The sequence below is a fragment of the Streptomyces tremellae genome, assembly GCF_039540215.1.
Taxonomy (GTDB): domain Bacteria; phylum Actinomycetota; class Actinomycetes; order Streptomycetales; family Streptomycetaceae; genus Streptomyces; species Streptomyces tremellae.
The window spans coordinates 38434-59563 of sequence record NZ_BAABEP010000010.1 but is presented as its reverse complement, the minus strand read 5'-3'; the positions used below and the strand labels follow the sequence as shown (position 1 = coordinate 59563).

Sequence of the window (21130 nt, the reverse complement as noted above, 5' to 3'; positions counted from 1 at the left end):
TCCTTCGTCACTTCTTGGAGGGGTGCTTGGACCGCTGCTGGCCCTTGCGCTGCCCCGACTTTGCTTGGCCCGACCGCGCGGCGGCGGGCTTGCCCGAGGCCTTCGACCTGGTGGGCTGCTGCCCCTGCTGGCCGGACTTCTGGCCGCCCTGCTTCTGGGCGCCGCCCTTGGCCTGCGCCCCGCCCTTGGCCCCGCCGCCCTGCGAGGAGCCGCCGGCCGGCTTGGCCGCGGGCCGCTTCTCCAGGTCCGCCCCGCCCTCGCCGCCGGTCTTCTCGACCGTCTCCGTGGACGCCGTCGCCGTGCCCGAGGACTGCCGCTGGGCCTTGGTCTGGCGCTTCGGCTGCTGCCGCCGCACCGCACCGCCGCCAACGCCGCTCTCCGCCGCGACCGTGTCGCTCTTGGCCAGCGACCCGTCGGCCTGGGCCACCAGGCCCGCCTTGGCAAGGCCGGTGATGAACTTGCGCTCGTTGTCGTTGCGGTCGGGGCCCTTGGAGACGATCGCCGCGATCATCTTCCGCTTCCGGCTGGAGCGCACCTGCTCGTGCGTGGTGGCCGTCTTGAGGAGCCGCTGGAGGAAGGCGTCCTGCGCCTTGCTGCCCGGGGTGGGGTTCTGGTTGATCACGTACATCTGCTGGCCCATGGTCCACACGTTGGTGGTCAGCCAGTAGACGAGGACACCGACGGGGAAGTTCACGCCCATGCCCATGAAGATCAGCGGGAACACGTACATCAGCATCTTCTGCTGCTGCATGTACGGGGTCTTGACCGTGACGTCGACGTTCTTCGTCATCAGCTGCCGCTGCGTGTAGAACTGCGACGCCGACATCAGGATGATCATGGCGCCCGCGACGACGCGCACATCGGTCAGCGAGGCGCCGAGCGACGCCGCCTTGTCGGCGCTGTCCAGGAACTTCACGGCGAGCGGGGCACCGAAGATGTGGGCCTGCCGTGCGCTGTCGAGCAGCGGCTGGTTGATGGCGCCGATCTTGGTGCCGTTGGCGATGCCCGCGAGCACGTGGTAGAGCGCGAAGAAGAACGGCGACTGGGCGATGATCGGCAGACACGAGGAGAGCGGGTTGGTCCCCGTCTCCTTGTACAGCTTCATCATCTCTTCGGACTGTCGCTGCTTGTCGTTCTTGTAGCGCTCCTGGATCGCCTTCATCTTCGGCTGGAGCACCTGCATGTTGCGCGTCGACTTGATCTGCTTGACGAACAGCGGAATCAGGCAGATACGGATCAGCACCACCAGGGACACGATGGACAGTCCCCAGGCCCAGCCCGTGTCAGGGCCGAAGACCGCCCCGTACAGCGAGTGGAACTGGACGATGACCCAGGAAACGGGCCAGGTGATAAAACTGAACAGACTGGCAATCGAGTCGAACATTCAGGCTCCTTGAGCGTGGGGCGAGGTCTCTGCGGCCGGACTGGAGGACGACGGATCCGACCCCGGTCCTCCGGAAGGCACGCCAGTCGCGGAGTGCCCGCTCTTGCTGCGCCACGCGTCGCGCAGCGCTTCATGCCACCGCGGCCGCTTCCGCGGGGGGACATGATCCACACCACCCGGCGACCACGGATTGCACCGCAGGATGCGCCAGGCGGTAAGCGCCGTGCCCTTGACCGCGCCGTGTCGGTCGATGGCGGTGTACCCATAGTGCGAACACGAGGGGTAGTAACGACAGACCGGTCCCAGCAGAGGGCTGATCGTCCACTGGTACAGCTTGATCAGGGCAAGCAGTGGATACTTCATCGCGCGCCCCCTCCCAGCAGCCGCTGGAGGGCGGCGTCCAGGTCTCGGGCCAGTTGTTCATGGGACGCGTCACCCGAACCGGGCAACGCTCGTACGACAACCAGGCTACCGGGGGGAAGTACGGACAGGCGTTCGCGGACAAGGTGACGAAGCTGCCGCTTCACGCGCGTCCTGACGACCGCACCGCCGACGGCTTTGCTCACGACGAAACCCGCACGCGCCGGGAAGGCACTCCCCCCCGGTGCGTGCGGGTCCTGGTCACCGCTGCGCAGGTGGACGACCAGCAGTGGCCGTCCCGCTCTGCGTCCTCGGCGTACCGCGATCGCGAACTCTTCGCGCCGCCTCAGCCGATGCTCGGTAGGCAGCACGTCATGACCTGGCGCGGATCAGGCGGACAGACGGGCGCGACCCTTGCCACGGCGGGACGCGAGGATCGCGCGGCCGGCACGGGTGCGCATACGCAGCCTGAACCCGTGGGTCTTGGCGCGGCGACGGTTGTTCGGCTGGAAGGTGCGCTTGCTCACTCGGGGGCTCCAGAAAATGATGGGTGATGGCGGGACATCGTCTGGCTGTCACCGTGCGCCCACGAGTAGCAGCTCTCGTTCAACGCCCGAGTGCACCGCTTCACGACCACAGCCCATGATCTTGAGCCCGTGATCTTTGCCCATCGGAGGCAGGCGGCAGCAGCCATCGACAACTCGACCTGGTCACGGTACGCGGCGTTACGCCATCCGGTCAAACCAGCAGTATGCGCCCCCACCACTGTGCACAGCCTGTGGACAACGACTTGAACCGCGCGGGTCGGCCTGACTACCGTGACGGAACTCCGGCTTCCCGAATCCGCCGGTCTTCCCATCCCGTCCTGAGAAGCACACATTCGTGGGACCTGTGAGAGAGCGTGCCCCGTGGCTGACGTACCTGCCGATCTTGCCGCAGTGTGGCCGCGAGTGCTGGAGCAACTCCTCAGGGACGGCCAGCAGGGTGTGGAGAGCAAGGACAAGCAGTGGATCGAGCGCTGCCAGCCGCTCGCCCTGGTCGCGGACACGGCGCTGCTCTCCGTCCCCAATGAATGGGGAAAGCGGGTCCTTGAGGGGAGGCTCGCCCCCCTCATCAGCGAGACGCTGAGCCGCGAGTGCGGCCGTCCGATCAGGATCGCCATCACGGTGGACCCGTCCGCCGCTGAACCCGCGCCCGCGCCGGTACCGCAGCCGCGGCACGGTGCGTACGACGACGGCTACGCGCGCCACACGCAGGACGACGGGCTCCCGTCCGTACGCCCGGCCTACCCCGAGTACCAGCAGCAACGGCCCGAGCCAGGCTCCTGGCCGCGCGGCCAGGAGGAGCTGTCCTGGCAGCAGCCGCGCCTCGGCGGCTACCAGGACGATCCGTACGGCGGCCCGCGGCCGCAGCAGCACGAATACCGGCGGCAGGCGGACGACTACGGCAGGCCCGACGACGACTACGGGCGCAAGGACGGCGACTACCGGCAGCCCGAGAGCGACTACCGCCCGGCCCACGACGACTACCGCGCCGGCGGCCCCGGACAGGACGGCGGCGACTACCGACCCGGCGGCCCGGGGCAGGACGGCGACTACCGGAGCGGCAAGGACGGCGACTTCCGGCGCGCGGAGAACGACTACCGGCAGCCCGAGAGCGACTACCGGCCGTCCTCGGGCGGCGACCGCGGCCCCTACGAGCCGCAGCGCCCGGACGGCAGGGGCCTGCCGGAGCCGCAGCTCGGCCGGGGCGGTGGCGCGCACGCGGGCACTCCTGCGCCGGGCGGGCACGGCTCTCCGGGGCCGGGGCCGGGGCCCGGCGGCCGGCACCGCGGGGTGCCGGGCCCGCTCGGCGCGCAGCCCGCGCCCGCCCCCGGCCCCGGAGAGCCGCACGCGCGGCTCAACCCGAAGTACCTCTTCGACACGTTCGTCATCGGCGCGTCCAACCGCTTCGCGCACGCGGCCGCCGTCGCGGTGGCCGAGGCCCCGGCGAAGGCGTACAACCCGCTGTTCATCTACGGGGAGTCGGGCCTCGGCAAGACGCACCTCCTGCACGCCATCGGGCACTACGCGCGCAGCCTCTTCCCCGGCACCCGGGTGCGGTACGTGAGCTCGGAGGAGTTCACGAACGAGTTCATCAACTCGATCCGCGACGGCAAGGGCGACACCTTCCGCAAGCGGTACCGCGACGTGGACATCCTGCTCGTCGACGACATCCAGTTCCTCGCGAGCAAGGAGTCGACGCAGGAGGAGTTCTTCCACACCTTCAACACGCTGCACAACGCCAACAAGCAGATCGTGCTCTCCTCCGACCGGCCGCCGAAACAGCTGATGACGCTGGAGGACCGGCTCAGGAACCGCTTCGAGTGGGGCCTGACCACGGACGTCCAGCCGCCTGAGCTGGAGACGCGGATCGCGATCCTGCGCAAGAAGGCGGTACAGGAGCAGCTGAACGCTCCGCCCGAGGTGCTGGAGTTCATCGCGTCCCGGATCTCGCGCAACATCCGCGAGCTGGAGGGCGCGCTGATCCGGGTGACCGCCTTCGCCTCGCTCAACCGGCAGCCGGTGGACCTCGGGCTCACCGAGATCGTGCTGAAGGACCTGATCCCCGGCGGCGAGGACGCCGCTCCCGAGATCACGGCCGCCGCGATCATGGCCGCGACGGCCGACTACTTCGGCCTGAGCGTCGAGGACCTCTGCGGCTCCTCGCGCAGCCGCGTGCTGGTGACGGCCCGCCAGATCGCGATGTACCTGTGCAGGGAGCTGACGGACCTGTCGCTGCCGAAGATCGGCGCGCAGTTCGGCGGCCGGGACCATACGACGGTGATGCACGCCGACCGCAAGATCCGCGCGCTCATGGCCGAGCGCAGGTCGATCTACAACCAGGTCACCGAGCTGACCAACCGCATCAAGAACGGCTGACGCCGGGCGGACGTCCGGTACGCGAGGGGCCGGTACGCGGACGTCCGGTACGCGAGGGGCCGGTACGCGGACGTTCGGTACGCGAAGGACCGGTACGCGGACGTCCGGTACGCGAAGGACCGGTACGCGAAGGACCGGTACGCACGGCGGGCCCGTACGACCGCCGTGCGTACGCCGGGGCCGTACAACGCACCGGACAGCGGCAGGCGGGCACCGCACACCGGGCAGCGGCAGCCGCCTCCGCGCACCGGCTGATGGGGCACCGCCCACCCGCACCGGAGGCGCCACGGGACGTGCCGCTGCCGTCCACGGACCCGCGCGGCCCCCCGCGAGGAGACGACGAGCCCCGCACCCGCGCGGCGGCCACGCCTCCCGACGCCATCAGCACGCGACTCCGACGCCACCGTTCACCCTTGGCGCGCGCCGCCGCCCGGCGCGGCCGACATGCGCGGCTGCCGCACCCCGGGTGCCGGCGCGCGCCACACCCCGTCCCCCTGAGGCCGCTTCCCGAGAGCGCGAAACGGTGTCCGGCGCCGCCGAGACGCCTCCCACGCGCCCGTGCGCGGCGTCTCCAGGGCCTCGGGAGCTTGCTCCGGAGGCCCTCCCCGTCTGCGGCGCTGTTCGAATACGGGCCCCGGGGGCCGCAGGCGAACCGCTTCTCCACAGATCCGCGGGATTTTCCGCGTCCACACCCTGGGGACTGCCTCGTTGTCCAGATAGCGTCCACAGGCGGGCCGTACAGAGGATGATCAAGGCAGGTCAACTGCCTGTGGAATTGTGCGCAACCCCTATCCACAGGCTGTGGACAGAAAACGTGGCGTCAACACGGCGCCAGACTTGTCCACTGGCCGCCCACAGGACCAGGGCGGTTACCCACAGCTCATCCACAGCTGCGTCCACTGTTCGGTAACGGAACACGCCCTCTCACCGTGTCGAGTGAAAGGCGTCACACCAAGTCCACGGATTGGGCTGTGGGAAAGACGGGTAAACCTGGGGACGCAGCTGGGGAGAAGTCGCCCTCGGCTGTGCATGGGGTGTGCAGAACTTCCGCTCGTCCACAGTCGGACCGAGTTGTCCACGGCCGCCGCCCACAGGCGCGGTGGACAAAAAACCGCCGCTGACCTGCGCAGACGACGTTATCCACGGTTTCCACAGGCCCTACTACTACTCCCACCTAGAGTGAGCTGGGAATCCGTTTCGAAGTGGGGCCTGTGCGTAACTCGGCCCCGAGGCCCTCGCGGCGATTTGACCCGGAGCAGCAACAGCTGTCAGTGCGGTGCGTCAGACTGGTCCCCGGCATCCTTCCCCCGGCCCGTGCCGGGGAACCGTGCCGACAAGGCCAGCAGGACGCAGCAACACAGGAGGCGGCTTACGGTGAAGATCCGGGTGGAGCGCGATGTACTCGCGGAGGCGGTGGCCTGGGTGGCGCGCAGCCTCCCTGCCCGTCCGCCGGCGCCGGTCCTCGCGGGCCTGCTGCTGAAGGCCGAGGACGGCGCGCTGAGCTTCTCCAGCTTCGACTACGAGGTCTCGGCGCGTGTCTCGGTCGAGGCGGAGGTCGAGGAGGACGGCACGGTCCTCGTCTCCGGCCGCCTCCTCGCCGACATCTGCCGCGCCCTCCCCAACCGCCCGGTGGAGATCTCCACAGACGGTGTACGGGCGACCGTGGTCTGCGGCTCCTCGCGCTTCACCCTCCACACCCTGCCGGTGGAGGAGTACCCCGCGCTGCCGCAGATGCCCACGGCGACGGGCACCGTCCCCGGCGAGGTCTTCGCCTCCGCCGCCGCGCAGGTCGCCATCGCGGCCGGCCGCGACGACACGCTCCCGGTGCTCACCGGCGTGCGGATCGAGATCGAGGGCGACACGGTCACCCTCGCGTCGACCGACCGCTACCGCTTCGCGGTCCGCGAGTTCCTGTGGAAGCCGGAGTCCCCGGACGCCTCGGCGGTCGCTCTGGTGCCCGCGAAGACCCTGCTGGACACGGCCAAGGCGCTCACCAGCGGCGACACGGTCACCCTCGCGCTCGCGGGCGCGGGGGCGGGCGAGGGCCTGATCGGGTTCGAGGGCGCCGGGCGCCGCACCACGACGCGGCTGCTCGAAGGCGACCTGCCCAAGTACCGCACGCTGTTCCCGACGGAGTTCAACTCCGTGGCCGTGATCGAGACGGCGCCGTTCGTGGAGGCCGTGAAGCGCGTGGCACTGGTGGCCGAGCGGAACACCCCGGTGCGTCTCAGCTTCGAGCAGGGCGTGCTGATTCTGGAGGCGGGTTCCAGTGACGACGCACAGGCTGTGGAAAGGGTCGACGCGCAGTTGGAGGGCGACGACATCTCGATCGCCTTCAACCCGACCTTCCTGCTCGACGGGCTGAGCGCGATCGACTCCCCCGTCGCCCAGCTGTCGTTCACGACGTCCACCAAGCCCGCGCTGCTGAGCGGCAGGCCCGCGGTGGATGCCGAGGCCGACGAGGCGTACAAGTACCTGATCATGCCCGTACGGCTGAGCGGCTGACCCCGCAGGTGAGCCGGGGCGGCGCGGCGTAGGCTCGGCCGCGGGTACGCATCGCCACGACGTTAAGGAATCCCTGATGGAGCTCGGTCTCATCGGTCTCGGCAAGATGGGCGGCAACATGCGCGAGCGCCTTCGCCGCGCGGGCCACACCGTCGTCGGATACGACCGGAACCCCGACATCGCCGATGTGCACAGCCTCAAGGACCTTGTGGACAAGCTCAAGGGCCCCCGCGTCGTGTGGGTGATGGTGCCGGCGGGCGCCGCCACCCAGTCGACCATCGACGAGCTCGCCGACCTGCTCTCCCCGGGCGACGTCGTGGTCGACGGCGGCAACTCCCGCTGGACCGAGGACGAGCGGCACGCCGTCGAGCTGGGCATCAAGGGCATCGGCTTCGTGGACTGCGGTGTCTCCGGCGGCGTCTGGGGCCTGGAGAACGGCTACGCCCTGATGTACGGCGGCACGCCGGACGACGTCGCCAAGGTCACGCCGATCTTCGACTCCCTCAAGCCCGAGGGCGACTTCGGCGCCGTCCACGCGGGCAAGGTCGGTGCGGGCCACTTCGCGAAGATGGTCCACAACGGCATCGAGTACGCCATGATGCAGGCGTACGCCGAAGGCTGGGAGCTGCTGGAGAAGGTCGGCTCGGTCACCGACGTACGCGAGGTGTTCCGCTCCTGGCAGGAGGGCACCGTCATCCGCTCCTGGCTGCTCGACCTCGCGGTCAACGCGCTGGACGACGACGAGCACCTGGAGAAGCTCAAGGGTTACGCCGAGGACTCGGGCGAGGGCCGCTGGACGGTGGAGGCCGCGATCGACCACGCGGTGCCGCTGCCCGCGATCACGGCGTCGCTGTTCGCCAGGTTCGCCTCGCGGCAGGACGACTCGCCGCAGATGAAGATGGTCTCCGCCCTGCGCAACCAGTTCGGCGGCCACGCCGTCGAGGCCAACGCGGCCGAGGCGAAGGCGATGAAGAAAAGCAGCAAGAAGTCCGACAAGTAGTCGGGCCGCCGTCCGGTCGAGCCGCCGGACAGCGGTCCTTCCCGGGAGGCCGGCGCACATCCATGCACGTCACGCATCTGTCGCTGGCCGACTTCCGGTCGTACGCCCGGATCGAGGTGCCTCTCGGTCCGGGCGTCTGCGTGTTCGTCGGCGCCAACGGCCAGGGCAAGACCAACCTGGTCGAGGCGGTGGGCTATCTCGCCACCCTGGGCAGCCACCGGGTGTCGTCGGACGCGCCGCTGGTGCGGGCGGGCGCCGAGCGCGCGGTGATCCGGGCGTCGGTGACGCAGGGCGAGCGCTCGCAGCTCGTGGAGATCGAGCTCAACCCGGGCCGGGCCAACAGGGCGCGGATCAACCGCTCCTCGCAGGTGCGGCCGCGCGACGTGCTGGGGATCGTGCGTTCTGTGCTGTTCGCGCCCGAGGACCTGGCGCTGGTCAAGGGCGATCCTGGCGAGCGCCGCAGGTTCCTCGACGAGCTGGTGACGGCCAGGGTGCCGCGCATGGCGGGCGTGCGCTCCGACTACGACCGGGTGCTCAAGCAGCGCAACACACTGCTCAAGTCGGCGGCGATGGCCAGGCGGCACGGCGGCCGCGGCATGGACCTGTCCACGCTCGACGTGTGGGACCAGCACCTGGCGCGGGTGGGGGCCGAGGTGCTCGTGCAGCGTGCCGACCTGGTGGCGGCGCTCGGCCCGCTCGCCGACAAGGCGTACGGCGACGTGGCCCCCGGCGGCGGCCCTGTCACCCTGGAGTACCGGTCGTCGGCGGCCGGGCGGAACGCCGGAGGGGACGACGCGGCCGAGCAGAGCACGGACGGCGGCCCGGCACCCGGCGGCGCGGGGCGCGAGGAGCTGTACGAGCAGCTGCTCGCCGCGCTCGGGGCGGTGCGCAGGCAGGAGGTCGAGCGCGGAGTGACCCTGGTGGGCCCGCACCGCGACGACCTGGTGCTGAAACTCGGGGAGTTGCCCGCGAAGGGGTACGCGAGCCACGGCGAGTCCTGGTCGTACGCGCTGGCGCTGCGGCTCGCGTCGTACGAACTGCTGCGCGCCGAGGGCAATGAGCCGGTGCTCGTGCTCGACGACGTCTTCGCCGAGCTGGATGCCAGGCGCAGGGAGCGGCTCGCCGAGCTGGTCGCCCAGGGCGAGCAGGTGCTGGTGACGGCGGCGGTCGACGACGACGTGCCCGGGGTGCTCAGCGGGGCGCGGTTCTCGGTGGCGGACGGGGCGGTGGAGCGGCTGTGAGCGGCGAGGAAGGCGGGGCGGGCGCGCAGGGGCAGGCCAAGGGCGGCGCCGACGCGGAGCCGTCCGGTGTCGACCTGGCGCGGGTGGCGCTGCGGGCCGCCCGCGAACAGGCGAGGGCGCGCGGCGACGCGGTGCGCGAGCGCAAGCAGGCCCGCCGCGGCGGCGGGCTCAGGTCGGGAGCGCGGGCGGACGGGCGGGACCCGCTGCCGCTGGGCGCGGCCGTCAGCCGGCTGATCACGGAGCGCGGCTGGGAGGCGCCCGCCGCGGTCGGCGGCGTGATGGGCCGCTGGCCGCAGATCGTCGGCGAGGAGCTGGCGAAGCACTGCGTGCCCGAGCGGTTCGACGAGGCGGACGACGCGCGGGTGCTGACGGTCGTGTGCGACTCGACGGCCTGGGCGACCCAGCTGCGCCTGCTGGTGCCGCGCCTGCTCGCCCGGCTCAACGAGGACCTGGGGCAGGGCACCGTACGGCTGATCAAGGTGCAGGGCCCCGGCGGGCCGCCCCAGCGGTACGGACGGCTGCGCGCCCCCGGCAGCCGGGGCCCCGGGGACACCTACGGCTGAGCCGCGCCCGAGGCGTCCCGTGCGTACGGCCGCGGTGCGTACCGGCGCTGCCGCTGCCCGGGGGACGGGCACGGCCGCCCGCCCGCCCGCGGCGGCGCGGGACAGGCCGGAAGAGGGACGGCCGGGGCCGCAGCGCGACGTGATGTGCGTCATGGGTGCCGCGCGCGGCGGGGGCGTGAACCGGTCACGTGGCAGCGTCGCCAGGACCCTCCCGGGGCGGGTCCGGCCCGGTCGCGGGCCCGCCGGGGCCGACCAGACCGCGGCACCGGCCCGTAAACCCCCCGCTGACCTGGGGATACAGGGCACAGATGTGCGGGGTTTCCGTCGGTAGCCAGAGGTTGACAGCCCGAAGCGCTGAGTGCCCGCCTGAGCCACCTGGAGCCCCGTCGCGCATATGGGGAGTCGAATGGGGAGCCCCGAGGGCGGCACGTGAGGACTGAGGTACCCGCAAACCCCCATTCAAGTCGCCGGTACCGGTAGACTGGGGGACAATCCCGCGACGCTCGCGGGAGCCCTCCCCGTCGACAGACGCGATCAACACCGACAAGCGCGTCAAGCGCGACAGAAGCCGAGCGACGCAGCCGCTCCCGCGAGCCGGAGAACGGCCTGTGCTGTGCCAGAAAGGGCGCTTCGTGGCCGATTCCGGCAACCCCCAAGAGAAGACACCGACCGCCGGCGCCGAGGGCGTCGGCGGGGTGAAGAACGCCTACGACGCCAGCGCCATCACCGTGCTGGAAGGGCTTGAGGCGGTCCGCAAGCGGCCGGGCATGTACATCGGCTCGACCGGCGAGCGCGGCCTGCACCACCTGGTCCAGGAGGTCGTGGACAACTCGGTCGACGAGGCCATGGCCGGCCACGCTGACACCATCGACGTGACGATTCTGCCGGACGGCGGCGTGCGCGTGGTGGACAACGGCCGCGGCATCCCCGTCGACATCGTCCCCTCCGAGGGCAAGCCCGCGGTCGAGGTCGTTCTCACGGTGCTGCACGCCGGCGGCAAGTTCGGCGGCGGCGGCTACGCGGTCTCCGGCGGTCTGCACGGCGTCGGCGTCTCCGTCGTCAACGCCCTGTCCACGAAGGTGTCCGTCGAGATCAAGCGCGACGGCTACCGCTGGACGCAGGAGTACAAGCTGGGCGCGCCGACGGCCCCGCTGCAGCGCGGCGAGCCGACCGACGAGTCGGGCACGACGGTGACGTTCTGGGCGGACCCGGACATCTTCGAGACGACGGACTACTCCTTCGAGACCCTGTCGCGGCGCTTCCAGGAGATGGCCTTCCTCAACAAGGGCCTCACCCTGTCGCTGACCGACGAGCGGGAGTCGGCGAAGGCCGTCGCCGGCGCGGAGAAGGCCGGCGGCGACGTCGCGGAGGACGGCACGGACGAGCAGCCGCCGATGTCGGTGACGTACCACTACGAGGGCGGCATCGTCGACTTCGTGAAGTACCTCAACTCCCGCAAGGGGGAGCTGATCCACCCCACCGTGATCGACGTGGAGGCCGAGGACAAGGAGCGCCTCATCTCCGTCGAGATCGCCATGCAGTGGAACGCGCAGTACAGCGAGGGCGTGTACTCGTTCGCGAACACGATCCACACGCACGAGGGCGGCACGCACGAGGAGGGCTTCAGGGCCGCGCTGACGGGCCTGGTCAACCGGTATGCGCGCGAGCGCAGGCTGCTGCGCGAGAAGGACGACAACCTCGCGGGCGAGGACATCCGCGAGGGTTTGACGGCGATCATCTCGGTCAAGCTGGGCGAGCCGCAGTTCGAGGGCCAGACGAAGACGAAGCTCGGCAACACCGAGGCCAAGACCTTCGTGCAGAAGGTCGTGCACGAGCACCTGACGGACTGGTTCGACCGCAACCCCAACGAGGCCGCGGACATCATCCGCAAGGGCATCCAGGCGGCCACCGCGCGCGTCGCGGCCCGCAAGGCGCGCGACCTCACCCGCCGCAAGGGCCTGCTGGAGTCGGCCTCGCTGCCGGGCAAGCTGAGCGACTGCCAGTCCAACGACCCGACGAAGTGCGAGATCTTCATCGTCGAGGGCGACTCCGCGGGCGGTTCCGCGAAGTCCGGCCGTGACCCGATGTACCAGGCGATCCTGCCGATCCGCGGCAAGATCCTGAACGTCGAGAAGGCGCGCGTCGACAAGATCCTCCAGAACACCGAGGTCCAGGCGCTGATCTCGGCGTTCGGCACCGGGGTCCACGAGGACTTCGACATCGACAAGCTCCGCTATCACAAGATCATCCTGATGGCGGACGCCGACGTCGACGGCCAGCACATCACCACGCTGCTGCTGACGTTCCTGTTCCGCTTCATGCGGCCGCTGGTCGAGGCGGGCCACGTCTACCTGTCACGCCCGCCGCTCTACAAGATCGACTGGGGGCGGGGCGACGTCCAGTACGCCTACTCGGACCGCGAGCGCGACGCGCTGATCGCGTTGGGCAGGCAGAACGGCAAGCGCGTGCGCGAGGACTCGATCCAGCGCTTCAAGGGCCTCGGCGAGATGAACGCCGAGGAACTGCGCGTCACCACCATGGACATCGACCACCGGGTGCTCGGCCAGGTCACGCTGGACGACGCCGCGCAGGCCGACGACCTGTTCTCGGTGCTGATGGGCGAGGATGTCGAGGCGCGGCGCTCCTTCATCCAGCGCAACGCCAAGGACGTCCGCTTCCTCGACATCTGAGCCGCGGGGCCCGGCGCGGCTCCGCGTGGACCGGCCCGCGGGGACGCCCGCGCCGGGTCCGCCCCGTGGAGCCGCGCCGACAGGCCGCCGTACAGGCCCTCGTACCCGTACAGGCCGCAACAGGCCGGAAGGAAAAGCTGACCAGCAATGGCCGACGAGAACACCCCTGACACACCGGACGTCCCGGACGGTCCTGTGCTCCCCGACGGGACCGCCGTCGAGGGCCTGGCGCTGCGCGTGGAGCCCATCGGGCTCGAAACGGAGATGCAGCGCTCCTACCTCGACTACGCGATGTCCGTCATCGTGTCGCGCGCGCTGCCCGACGTGCGGGACGGCCTCAAGCCCGTCCACCGCCGCGTGCTCTACGCGATGTACGACGGCGGCTACCGCCCCGAGCGCGGCTTCTACAAGTGCGCGCGCGTCGTCGGCGACGTCATGGGCACGTACCACCCGCACGGCGACTCGTCGATCTACGACGCCCTGGTGCGGCTCGCGCAGCCCTGGTCGATGCGGATGCCGCTCGTCGACTCCAACGGCAACTTCGGCTCTCCCGGCAACGACCCGGCCGCCGCCATGCGGTACACCGAGTGCAAGATGATGCCGCTGTCGATGGAGATGCTCCGCGACATCGACGAGGAGACCGTCGACTTCACGGACAACTACGACGGCCGCAACCAGGAGCCGACGGTCCTGCCGGCCCGCTTCCCGAACCTGCTGATCAACGGCTCCGCCGGCATCGCGGTCGGCATGGCCACGAACATCCCCCCGCACAACCTGCGGGAGGTCGCGGCCGGCGCGCAGTGGGCGCTTGAGAACCCGGAGGCCACCCCCGACGAGCTGCTCGACGCGCTGATCGAGCGGATCAAGGGCCCCGACTTCCCGACCGGCGCGCTGGTCGTGGGCCGCAAGGGCATCGAGGAGACCTACCGCACGGGCCGCGGCTCGATCACCATGCGCGCGGTGGTCGAGGTCGAGGAGATCCAGAACCGGCAGTGCCTGGTCGTCACCGAGCTGCCGTACCAGGTCAACCCGGACAACCTCGCGCAGAAGATCGCCGACCTGGTGAAGGACGGGAAGATCGGCGGCATCGCCGACGTCCGCGACGAGACCTCCTCGCGCACCGGCCAGCGCCTGGTGATCGTCCTCAAGCGGGACGCGGTCGCCAAGGTCGTCCTCAACAACCTGTACAAGCACACCGACCTCCAGACGAACTTCGGCGCGAACATGCTCGCGCTGGTCGACGGCGTGCCGCGCACCCTCTCCCTGGACGCCTTCATCCGGCACTGGGTGGCGCACCAGATCGAGGTCATCGTCCGCCGTACGCGCTTCCGCCTGCGCAAGGCCGAGGAGCGCGCCCACATCCTGCGCGGCCTGCTCAAGGCGCTCGACGCGATCGACGAGGTCATCGCGCTGATCCGGCGCAGCGAGACGGTCGACGTCGCCCGCACGGGCCTGATGGGCCTGCTGGAGATCGACGAGATCCAGGCCAACGCGATCCTGGAGATGCAGCTGCGCCGCCTGGCCGCCCTGGAGCGGCAGAAGATCGTCGCCGAGCACGACGAGCTGGAGGCGAAGATCCGCGAGTACAACGCGATCCTCGCCTCCGAGGAGCGGCAGCGCGCCATCGTCCGCGAGGAGCTCGCGGTCCTCGTCGAGAAGTACGGCGACGACCGGCGCTCCAAGCTGGTCCCCTTCGACGGCGACATGTCCATCGAGGACCTGATCGCCGAGGAGGACATCGTCGTCACGATCACCCGCGGCGGCTATGTGAAGCGGACGAAGACCGACGACTACCGCTCGCAGAAGCGCGGCGGCAAGGGCGTGCGGGGCACGAAGCTGAAGGAGGACGACATCGTCGACCACTTCTTCGTGTCGACGACCCACCACTGGCTCCTCTTCTTCACCAACAAGGGCCGCGTCTACCGGGCGAAGGCGTACGAACTGCCTGACGCCGGGCGCGAGGCGCGCGGCCAGCACGTGGCCAACCTGCTGGCGTTCCAGCCGGACGAGCAGATCGCCGAGATCCTCGCGATCCGCGACTACGAGGCCGCTCCGTACCTGGTTCTGGCCACCAAGGCGGGACTGGTCAAGAAGACCCCGCTGAAGGACTACGATTCACCGCGTTCGGGTGGCGTCATCGCGATCAACCTCCGGGAGACGGAGGACGGCCGGGACGACGAACTGATCGGCGCGGAACTGGTGTCGGCCGCGGACGACCTGCTGCTCATCAGCAGGAAGGCCCAGTCGATCCGGTTCACGGCGACGGACGAAGCGCTGCGGCCCATGGGCCGTGCCACATCCGGGGTGAAGGGGATGAGTTTCCGTGAAGGCGACGAGCTCCTCTCGATGAATGTGGTCAGGCCCGGTACGTTCGTGTTCACCGCCACCGACGGCGGTTACGCGAAGCGGACCAATGTGGATGAGTACCGCGTCCAGGGTCGAGGCGGCCTCGGCATCAAGGCCGCCAAGATCGTCGAGGACCGGGGCTCGCTCGTCGGTGCGCTGGTGGTCGAGGAGACCGATGAGATCCTCGCCATCACGCTGGGCGGCGGTGTGATTCGCACGCGAGTCAATGAAGTCAGGGAGACGGGCCGTGACACCATGGGTGTCCAGCTGATCAACCTGGGCAAACGCGATGCCGTCGTCGGGATCGCACGCAACGCCGAGGCAGGCCGCGAGGCCGAGGAGGTCGAGGGGGACGAGGCCCCCGAAACCGACCAGGCAGCCGCGGCCGAGGTGGCCGAGGGCAATGAGCCCCCGGCCGGGGAGCACGAGGAGTAGAGCGTGAGTGGAACCACGGGCGCCGGGTCGGCCTCTTCCACAGGAGCGAACAGCGCCCGTGGCTCTGCCACGGACTCCCAGGGGGTTACGGTGACGGACACCCGGGGGCAGCAGCCCCCGTACGAGGCGTACGGCTCGCAGCAGCAGGCGGCGGGCCCTTACCATCCGCCGCAGGCGTACCCCCAGCCGGGGGACGGCGGCGGGCAGGGCCGACCGGTGGGCGGCGTGGGCGCGGCGGGCACGACCGCCGTCCGCAGGCCGCGCACGGGCGCGCGGACCACGCCGCGCACCCGCAAGGCCAGGCTCCGGGTCGCCAAGGCCGACCCGTGGTCCGTGATGAAGGTCAGCTTCCTGCTGTCGATCGCGCTCGGCGTGTGCACGGTCGTCGCCGCCGCGGTCCTGTGGATGGTCATGGACGCCATGGGTGTCTTCTCGACCGTCGGCGGCACGATCAGCGAGGCGACCGGCTCCAACGAGGGCAACGGGTTCGACCTCCAGTCGTTCCTCTCGCTCCCGCGCGTGCTGATGTTCACCGCCGTCATCGCCGTCATCGACGTGGTGCTCGCCACGGCCCTTTCGACGCTCGGCGCCTTCATCTACAACCTCTCCGCGGGCTTCGTCGGCGGCGTCGAGCTCACCCTCGCCGAGGACGAGTGACCCCCGCCAACCGATTTTGGGACTGGCCTTGAAGTGCGCTAATCTTCAGGGGCAGCGCGGGGCTATAGCTCAGTTGGTTAGAGCGCATCCCTGATAAGGATGAGGCCACAGGTTCAAATCCTGTTAGCCCCACCAGCGTGAAAGGCCCCCAGCCGTTACCGGTTGGGGGCCTTTGGCATGGTGACCTGGCCTCAGCGCAGTCTCAGAGCGCAGGGGGGGGGCGCGGTGGGCCGGACGGGCTCCGTGGACCCGTCCGGCCCGGTGTGCCCTGAGGCCAGGGCGTCCAAGGCCGGCCCGTGGCACGGTCAGATGCGGCCGCCCGTCAGGCGTGACAGGGGGCCCTGGGCCCGGGGGCCCGCGGTGGCGCGGCCCGCCGCGAAGGCGGCCCCGAGGAGGCCGGCGAGGCCCGCGCCCGCGCCCGCCGCGATCTTCTTCCGCTCCTTGACGACCGTCCACGCCTGGGTGGCGCCCGCCGTGACGCTCGTACCGAGGGAGGCCGCCGCCTTGCGGCCGGAGTCGAGGGACGCCGCCGCGGTCCTTCCCGCGTGCGTCGCGGCTGCGCCGAGGGAGGTGCCGGCCGACTCGGCGGACTTCTCCGTGGCCTTCGCCGACGCCTTGGCCTGCTGCGCCGGGCCCGTGCCGCTCGCCTTGGCGCGGTGTGCGGCGGCCCTGGCCTCCGTGCGTGCGGCGGTGCCGTTGGCGCTGCCGTCGTGTCCGGCGGTCGCCTTGCTCGTCCTGTGGGAATCCTTGCTCTCTTCCGTGGCCATGCTGTGCGTGTTGCCCCTCAACCCGGCCGGAAACCACCGGTGATGACGGGGCGTGGCCGGGCGGTGGAAGGCAGGGGTGCGACCGGACGAAACGGGGCGAAGGGTGCGGCGGTGGGGGTGTACCGGCAGGTCACCGATCGGTATCGGCCGGTGTGTATAGTCGGCGAGAGAAGGTCTCCTACGTCAATGAAAGACGAGGTCGCGCGGTGAAGAAGCTCCTCCTGGTCGCACTGGCCGCCATCGGCGGGTTCCTCGTGTACCGCCAGATCCAGGCGGATCGCGCCGAGCAGGATCTGTGGACGGAGGCGACCGACTCCGTGCCGTCCTCCGGAGCCGACGCCTGAGGCACGCCCCCGGCACACAGTCCTGAAGAAGCGAGCCCCGGCCGCGCGTGGACGCGACCGGGGCTTCGTGCTGCCTGGCGCCGCCGCCCGGCGGCCCGGGGCACGCTGGCAGGGACGGGCACGCACGGGCAGGATGGGCCGGGTCAAGCGGCCATCGGCGCCGGTTCGAGCGGCAGGGGGAAGAAGCGTGGCGGGCCGTCAACTCCTCAGGAACAGGGCGCTGTCCGGCGCCTGCGCGCTGCTGTGCGCGCTCGGTACGCCGGGCCAGCCGGCGGCGGCGTCGGGGGCCGCGGCCTACTCCTTCGACCCCGGCGCGCGGCACGTCACGGGGGCCGCGACGACCGCGGACGCGCCCGCCCTCGCCGCGGGCGGCACCTACCGGGACCGGCTCGCGCCGGGCGCCACCCGCGTGTACCGGGTGGATTTGGACGCGTCGAGCAGCGCGTACGTCTCCGCCGTCGCCGTGCCGAAGGCCGGTACGAAGGTGGCGTACGGGGACGGGATCGAGGTCGCGCTCGAAGACCGCAACGGCCGCCAGTGCAGTGAGAACGACAGCGAGTTCGGGGCGTCGACCGACTTCCCGCGCCCGCTCGCCGCGTACGCCTACCGGACCGCGGGCGGCACCACCACGGCCTGCGCGCAGGCGGGCCCGTACTTCGCCGTGGTGCGGCGCAGCGGCGACGCGGGCTCGTCGCACGACACCTGGGACCTGGAGCTGCGCAGCCTGGTCGAGCCCGCCCTGGCGAAGCCGGGCCCGACCGACGCGCCGCAGGACTGGCCGAGCGCCTCCCCCACGCCGCGCTCAGGCGCCACCGCGGCGGCGCTGGGCGGCACCGGTTTCCACGACGCGGCGCGCCTCGCGCCCGGCGGCGCCTGGACGGCGTCCATCAGGCCGGGCGAGACGCTGTTCTACCGGGTGCCGGTGGACTGGGGGCAGCAGCTGTTCGGCAGCGTGGACCTGGCGAGTTCGGCCGCGCCCACGCCCGGCGGGTTCGGCCTGGTGAACGGCGCGATGGCGGTCTCCCTCTTCAACCCGGCGCTCGGCTTCGTGGAGAGCGCGGACGCCCCGCTGTACGACGGCCGGCAGAAGACCGTCTCGCTCGACCCGCTGCCGCCCGTGGCGTACCAGAACCGCTTCTCCTACCGCTCGGGCGAGCGGGACATGCGCTTCGCGGGCTGGTACTACCTGCGGATCAGCCTCAACCCGAAGGTCGGCACGGTGTACGGCGAAGGACCCTACGGGATCACGCTGCGCCTCGACGTCACGGGGAAGCCCGCGTCCGCACCCGCGTACGCCGGGTCCGCTGGGCCCTTCACCGTGGCGGGCGACCACGCGGCGGCCGGCGCGGCGGGCCCGGCGTCCGGCGGCCGCTTCGACCCCCGCACCATGCGGCTGGTCGGCTACGCGGGCATCGGCACCGGTACGGCCCTGGTCCTCGCGCTGCTCGCCTGGACCGCCGCCGCGCGGCGCCGCCACGCCGACTCGGGCTGAGAGGCGGCCCCTTGGCCGTCACGCCTGGCCCAGCGCCCAGAACCCCACGGCGAAGCAGAGCAGGGCCAGCAGCAGCACGGGGACGGTGACCCTCGCGGGCGGCCCCGGGCGGCGCGCCGCCGCGTGCGCCCGCCCGGCCGGCGGGGCCGGACTGGGAGCGGCCGCGCTGCGCGTGGGGGTGTACGGGCGGGCCGCGGCCGGACCGTACGGCGCGGGGCCCGGCTGCGCGGGGCCCGGCTGCGCGGGCGGCGGAAGGGGGAAGCTCCCGGTGTCGGAGGACGCCCCCGGGGCTCTGTGGGCGCCTGGGGCGGCGGAGGCCCCGAAGGTGCCTGGGGCGGCCAAGGCACCGGGTGCGCCCGGCAGTCTCGGTGCGCCTGGTGCGCCTGCTGCGCTTGGTGCGCCCGCCGGCTCTGGCGTGTCCGGGGCCCCGGAGCCACCCGGGACCCCGGAGCCACCCGGGACCCCCGGTGCGCTCGATGCGCCTGGTGCCTCCGGTGTCACCGGTGCGGCCGAGGGCCCCGGGCTCACGGGCGAGGCCGGGCCCGCGGACGGCGTGGGGCCCGCGGACGGCGTGGGGCCCGCGGGCGGCGCCGGGGTGTGGGACGCCCAGCGGCCCGCCACCCGGGCCGCCGTCGCCACCCGGGGGTCGCCCGGCGGCGGGACCGCGGGCGGGAGCGGCGCGTACGCCGGGACCGGCGGGGTGAGCGGCGCGGGGGGCGCGGTGGGCCGCGGCGGTGTGCCCGCGGCGGGTACACCGCCGCTGCCGCCCGGACCGCCGGTACCCGCGGGGCCGTCGGCCCCCGCGCCCCGAGCCGCGCCCGCTCCGGCGCCCGCGCCGTGCAGCGGCCCCCGCAGCGGGCCCTGAGGGCCGAAGCCGTGGGGCAGCGGCCCGATCTGGTCGAAGACCTCGACGGGCTCGGCCGTCGGGTCCTCGGGCGGCAGCAGCTCCACCGCGGCGGCCAGCGCCTTGCGCGCCCCCGTCGCCGTACGGAACCTGATCTCCGGGTCGGGCTGGAGCAGCCCCGCGAGCACCTGCCAGAGGGGTTCGGGCACGCCCTGCGGGGCGCCGGGGGTGCCGTGCTCGGCGAAGTACTCGACGAGCTTCTTGGCGTCGGGTTTGTGGCCTTCGAGCAGGTAGAGCGCGACGAGACCGGTCGCGAACAGGTCGGCGGGGAAGTCGGGCTCGGCCCCGAGCAGTTGCTCGGGCGCGAAGTAACCCGGCGTCCCCATCACGTAGTTGGTCTCCGTCAGCCGGGGATCGCCCTTGCGCAGGGAGATGCCGAAGTCGGAGAGGCGCAGGTGCGGGCGGCGCGTGCCGGTCGCTTCGAGGAGCACGTTCGCGGGCTTGATGTCCCGGTGCACGATCCCCTCGGCGTGCACCGCGGCGAGCCCGGCGAGCAACTGGTCGAGCAGGACGCCCACATAGCGCGGCGGCAGCGGCCCGTAGTCGCCGATGAGGTGGGCGAGCGAGCCGCCGGCGACGAGGTCCATCGTGAAGAGGACCTTGTCGTCGTCGGCGGCCCACGAGGCGGGGGCGAGGACATGGGGGTGGTCGATCCGCACGGCCTGCTCGCGCACGAATCTCAGCAGGGTGTGCGCGTCGCTCTGCTGGAGGACCTTCGCCGCCACGTAGCGGCGGCGCCTGTGGTCCCACGCGCGCCAGACGGCGCCGATGCCGCCCCGCCCGATCGGGTCGGCCAGCTCGTACCGGCCCGCGAACACCTCACCCATGCCGCTCGTCCCCCTCGGCCGGTCGGCCTCAGCTCTGGTGCGCCTCGTAGTGGGCGACCGCGTCGGCGGTGCGCCCCGCGCCGTACACGCGCAGGAACTCGGCCAGCTCGGGCTGGGACGGCGCGAGCGCGTTCGCGGCGTCGATGATGTCGCCCGCGGCGGCCACCGACCGCAGCAGCGACTGGATCTCCCGCACGACCCTGCGCACCGTGGGGGCGCCCGCCGTGTTGGTCGACTGGCTCGTGGTCAGCACGGAGCCGCCCTGCGACCGCTTGATCTCCTCCATGCGCGCGGTCGCCTCGGCCGCGCTCACGCTGCCGTCCGCGACCTGTCCCGACAGGTCCTGGAGCGACTGGACGCGCTGCACGACGGCGGGATTCCCGATCTTCGCCCGCTGTCCGCTCATCAGCTGTGAGAGCATCGGGGCGGAGAGGCCGAGCACGTTCGCGAGCCTGGCCTGGTTCAGCCCGAGGTCGTCGATGAGCCGGCGAAAGAGCGCCCCCAGCGGCTCCCCGTACCAGCTTCTCTGGAGTTCTCTGGCACGGGCTGTCGTGTCCTGCTGTGTGGCGTCCATCGCGTCTCCCCATCGCTTCCCCAAGCGGCGGCCCCAGCTTCACTGCTGCGAACCTTGTGGGGCATCCTACGGAGCGTGCACGGCGGCGGGGACCCCCGAGCTTTGCGGGATGCCCCTCCC

17 protein-coding genes and 1 tRNA gene are annotated in these 21130 nt (G+C 71.6%); 11 read left to right on the top strand and 7 right to left on the bottom strand.

All coding sequences use genetic code 11. The features are described 5' to 3' along the window. Positions 1–7 precede the first annotated feature (7 nt). From yidC to rpmH, 4 genes are read right to left on the bottom strand one after another with little or no spacing between them, the layout of a single operon-like run. Positions 8–1384, bottom strand: a complete 1377-nt coding sequence (gene yidC, locus ABEA77_RS10415; RefSeq protein WP_345644381.1) for a membrane protein insertase YidC — start codon at positions 1382–1384, stop codon at positions 8–10. After that, the gene (gene yidD, locus ABEA77_RS10410; RefSeq protein WP_345644378.1) at positions 1385–1747 is read right to left on the bottom strand and encodes a membrane protein insertion efficiency factor YidD; all 363 of its coding nucleotides are present in this window, start codon (positions 1745–1747) and stop codon (positions 1385–1387) included. It abuts the gene before it with no gap. Further along, complete coding sequence (gene rnpA / locus ABEA77_RS10405; RefSeq protein ID WP_345644375.1) at positions 1744–2115, bottom strand: ribonuclease P protein component; 372 nt, start codon at positions 2113–2115, stop codon at positions 1744–1746. The genes yidD and rnpA overlap by 4 nt, the downstream gene beginning before the upstream one ends. Before the next feature lie 18 nt (positions 2116–2133). Continuing rightward, positions 2134–2271 (bottom strand): 50S ribosomal protein L34, encoded by a 138-nt coding sequence (gene rpmH, locus ABEA77_RS10400; protein ID WP_003949374.1) that lies wholly within the window; start codon positions 2269–2271, stop codon positions 2134–2136. 381 nt (positions 2272–2652) lie between these two features. On the opposite strand from rpmH, the gene dnaA reads away from it, so the two are divergent. From dnaA to ABEA77_RS10355, 9 genes are all read left to right on the top strand, one after another. Next, on the top strand, positions 2653–4665 hold the full coding sequence (gene dnaA / locus ABEA77_RS10395) for a chromosomal replication initiator protein DnaA (RefSeq protein ID WP_345644373.1): 2013 nt from the start codon (positions 2653–2655) through the stop codon (positions 4663–4665). A 1374-nt stretch (positions 4666–6039) separates the two neighbouring features. Further along, complete coding sequence (dnaN, locus tag ABEA77_RS10390; protein ID WP_345644370.1) at positions 6040–7170, top strand: DNA polymerase III subunit beta; 1131 nt, start codon at positions 6040–6042, stop codon at positions 7168–7170. A gap of 76 nt (positions 7171–7246) precedes the next feature. After that, complete coding sequence (gene gnd, locus ABEA77_RS10385) at positions 7247–8170, top strand: phosphogluconate dehydrogenase (NAD(+)-dependent, decarboxylating) (RefSeq protein ID WP_345644367.1); 924 nt, start codon at positions 7247–7249, stop codon at positions 8168–8170. A gap of 62 nt (positions 8171–8232) precedes the next feature. After that, positions 8233–9411 (top strand): DNA replication/repair protein RecF, encoded by a 1179-nt coding sequence (gene recF / locus ABEA77_RS10380; RefSeq protein ID WP_345644364.1) that lies wholly within the window; start codon positions 8233–8235, stop codon positions 9409–9411. Next, positions 9408–9974 carry a DciA family protein gene (locus ABEA77_RS10375; protein WP_345644361.1) on the top strand — a complete coding sequence of 189 codons (567 nt, stop codon included), beginning with the start codon at positions 9408–9410 and terminating at the stop codon, positions 9972–9974. The genes recF and ABEA77_RS10375 overlap by 4 nt, the downstream gene beginning before the upstream one ends. 608 nt (positions 9975–10582) lie before the next feature. Further along, positions 10583–12664: a DNA topoisomerase (ATP-hydrolyzing) subunit B gene (gyrB, locus tag ABEA77_RS10370; RefSeq protein ID WP_345644358.1), complete on the top strand. Its 2082-nt coding sequence runs from the start codon at positions 10583–10585 to the stop codon at positions 12662–12664. A gap of 147 nt (positions 12665–12811) precedes the next feature. Further along, entirely contained in the window at positions 12812–15445 is a 2634-nt protein-coding gene (gyrA, locus tag ABEA77_RS10365; RefSeq protein WP_345644355.1) for a DNA gyrase subunit A, read from the top strand. 90 nt (positions 15446–15535) lie between these two features. Continuing rightward, on the top strand, positions 15536–16102 hold the full coding sequence (locus ABEA77_RS10360; protein WP_345644352.1) for a DUF3566 domain-containing protein: 567 nt from the start codon (positions 15536–15538) through the stop codon (positions 16100–16102). A gap of 58 nt (positions 16103–16160) precedes the next feature. Further along, positions 16161–16237, top strand: a tRNA-Ile gene (locus ABEA77_RS10355). A 170-nt stretch (positions 16238–16407) separates the two neighbouring features. Here the strand turns inward: ABEA77_RS10355 and ABEA77_RS10350 are convergent. Continuing rightward, on the bottom strand, positions 16408–16869 hold the full coding sequence (locus ABEA77_RS10350; RefSeq protein WP_345644349.1) for a hypothetical protein: 462 nt from the start codon (positions 16867–16869) through the stop codon (positions 16408–16410). Positions 16870–17075: 206 nt separating this feature from the next. Between ABEA77_RS10350 and ABEA77_RS10345 the strand changes: the two genes are divergently transcribed. Next, the gene (locus ABEA77_RS10345; protein WP_225018557.1) at positions 17076–17213 is read left to right on the top strand and encodes a DLW-39 family protein; all 138 of its coding nucleotides are present in this window, start codon (positions 17076–17078) and stop codon (positions 17211–17213) included. 187 nt (positions 17214–17400) lie between these two features. Then, on the top strand, positions 17401–18705 hold the full coding sequence (locus ABEA77_RS10340; RefSeq protein ID WP_345644337.1) for a hypothetical protein: 1305 nt from the start codon (positions 17401–17403) through the stop codon (positions 18703–18705). Positions 18706–18723: 18 nt separating this feature from the next. Here the strand turns inward: ABEA77_RS10340 and ABEA77_RS10335 are convergent, their stop codons facing one another. Then, complete coding sequence (locus tag ABEA77_RS10335; protein WP_345644334.1) at positions 18724–20436, bottom strand: serine/threonine-protein kinase; 1713 nt, start codon at positions 20434–20436, stop codon at positions 18724–18726. A 28-nt stretch (positions 20437–20464) separates the two neighbouring features. After that, the gene (locus tag ABEA77_RS10330; protein WP_345644331.1) at positions 20465–21010 is read right to left on the bottom strand and encodes a helix-turn-helix domain-containing protein; all 546 of its coding nucleotides are present in this window, start codon (positions 21008–21010) and stop codon (positions 20465–20467) included. Between the last annotated feature and the right edge of the window lie 120 nt (positions 21011–21130).

Excerpts from the sequence above, each read along its gene's own strand:
- gyrA (WP_345644355.1), top strand. The coding sequence starts at position 12,812 with ATGGCCGACGAGAACACCCCTGACACACCGGACGTCCCGGACGGTCCT.
- gnd (WP_345644367.1), top strand. The coding sequence starts at position 7,247 with ATGGAGCTCGGTCTCATCGGTCTCGGCAAGATGGGCGGCAACATGCGC.
- yidC (WP_345644381.1), bottom strand. The coding sequence starts at position 1,384 with ATGTTCGACTCGATTGCCAGTCTGTTCAGTTTTATCACCTGGCCCGTT.
- recF (WP_345644364.1), top strand. The coding sequence starts at position 8,233 with ATGCACGTCACGCATCTGTCGCTGGCCGACTTCCGGTCGTACGCCCGG.
- yidD (WP_345644378.1), bottom strand. The coding sequence starts at position 1,747 with ATGAAGTATCCACTGCTTGCCCTGATCAAGCTGTACCAGTGGACGATC.
- ABEA77_RS10350 (WP_345644349.1), bottom strand. The coding sequence starts at position 16,869 with ATGGCCACGGAAGAGAGCAAGGATTCCCACAGGACGAGCAAGGCGACC.
- ABEA77_RS10335 (WP_345644334.1), bottom strand. The coding sequence starts at position 20,436 with ATGGGTGAGGTGTTCGCGGGCCGGTACGAGCTGGCCGACCCGATCGGG.
- ABEA77_RS10330 (WP_345644331.1), bottom strand. The coding sequence starts at position 21,010 with ATGGACGCCACACAGCAGGACACGACAGCCCGTGCCAGAGAACTCCAG.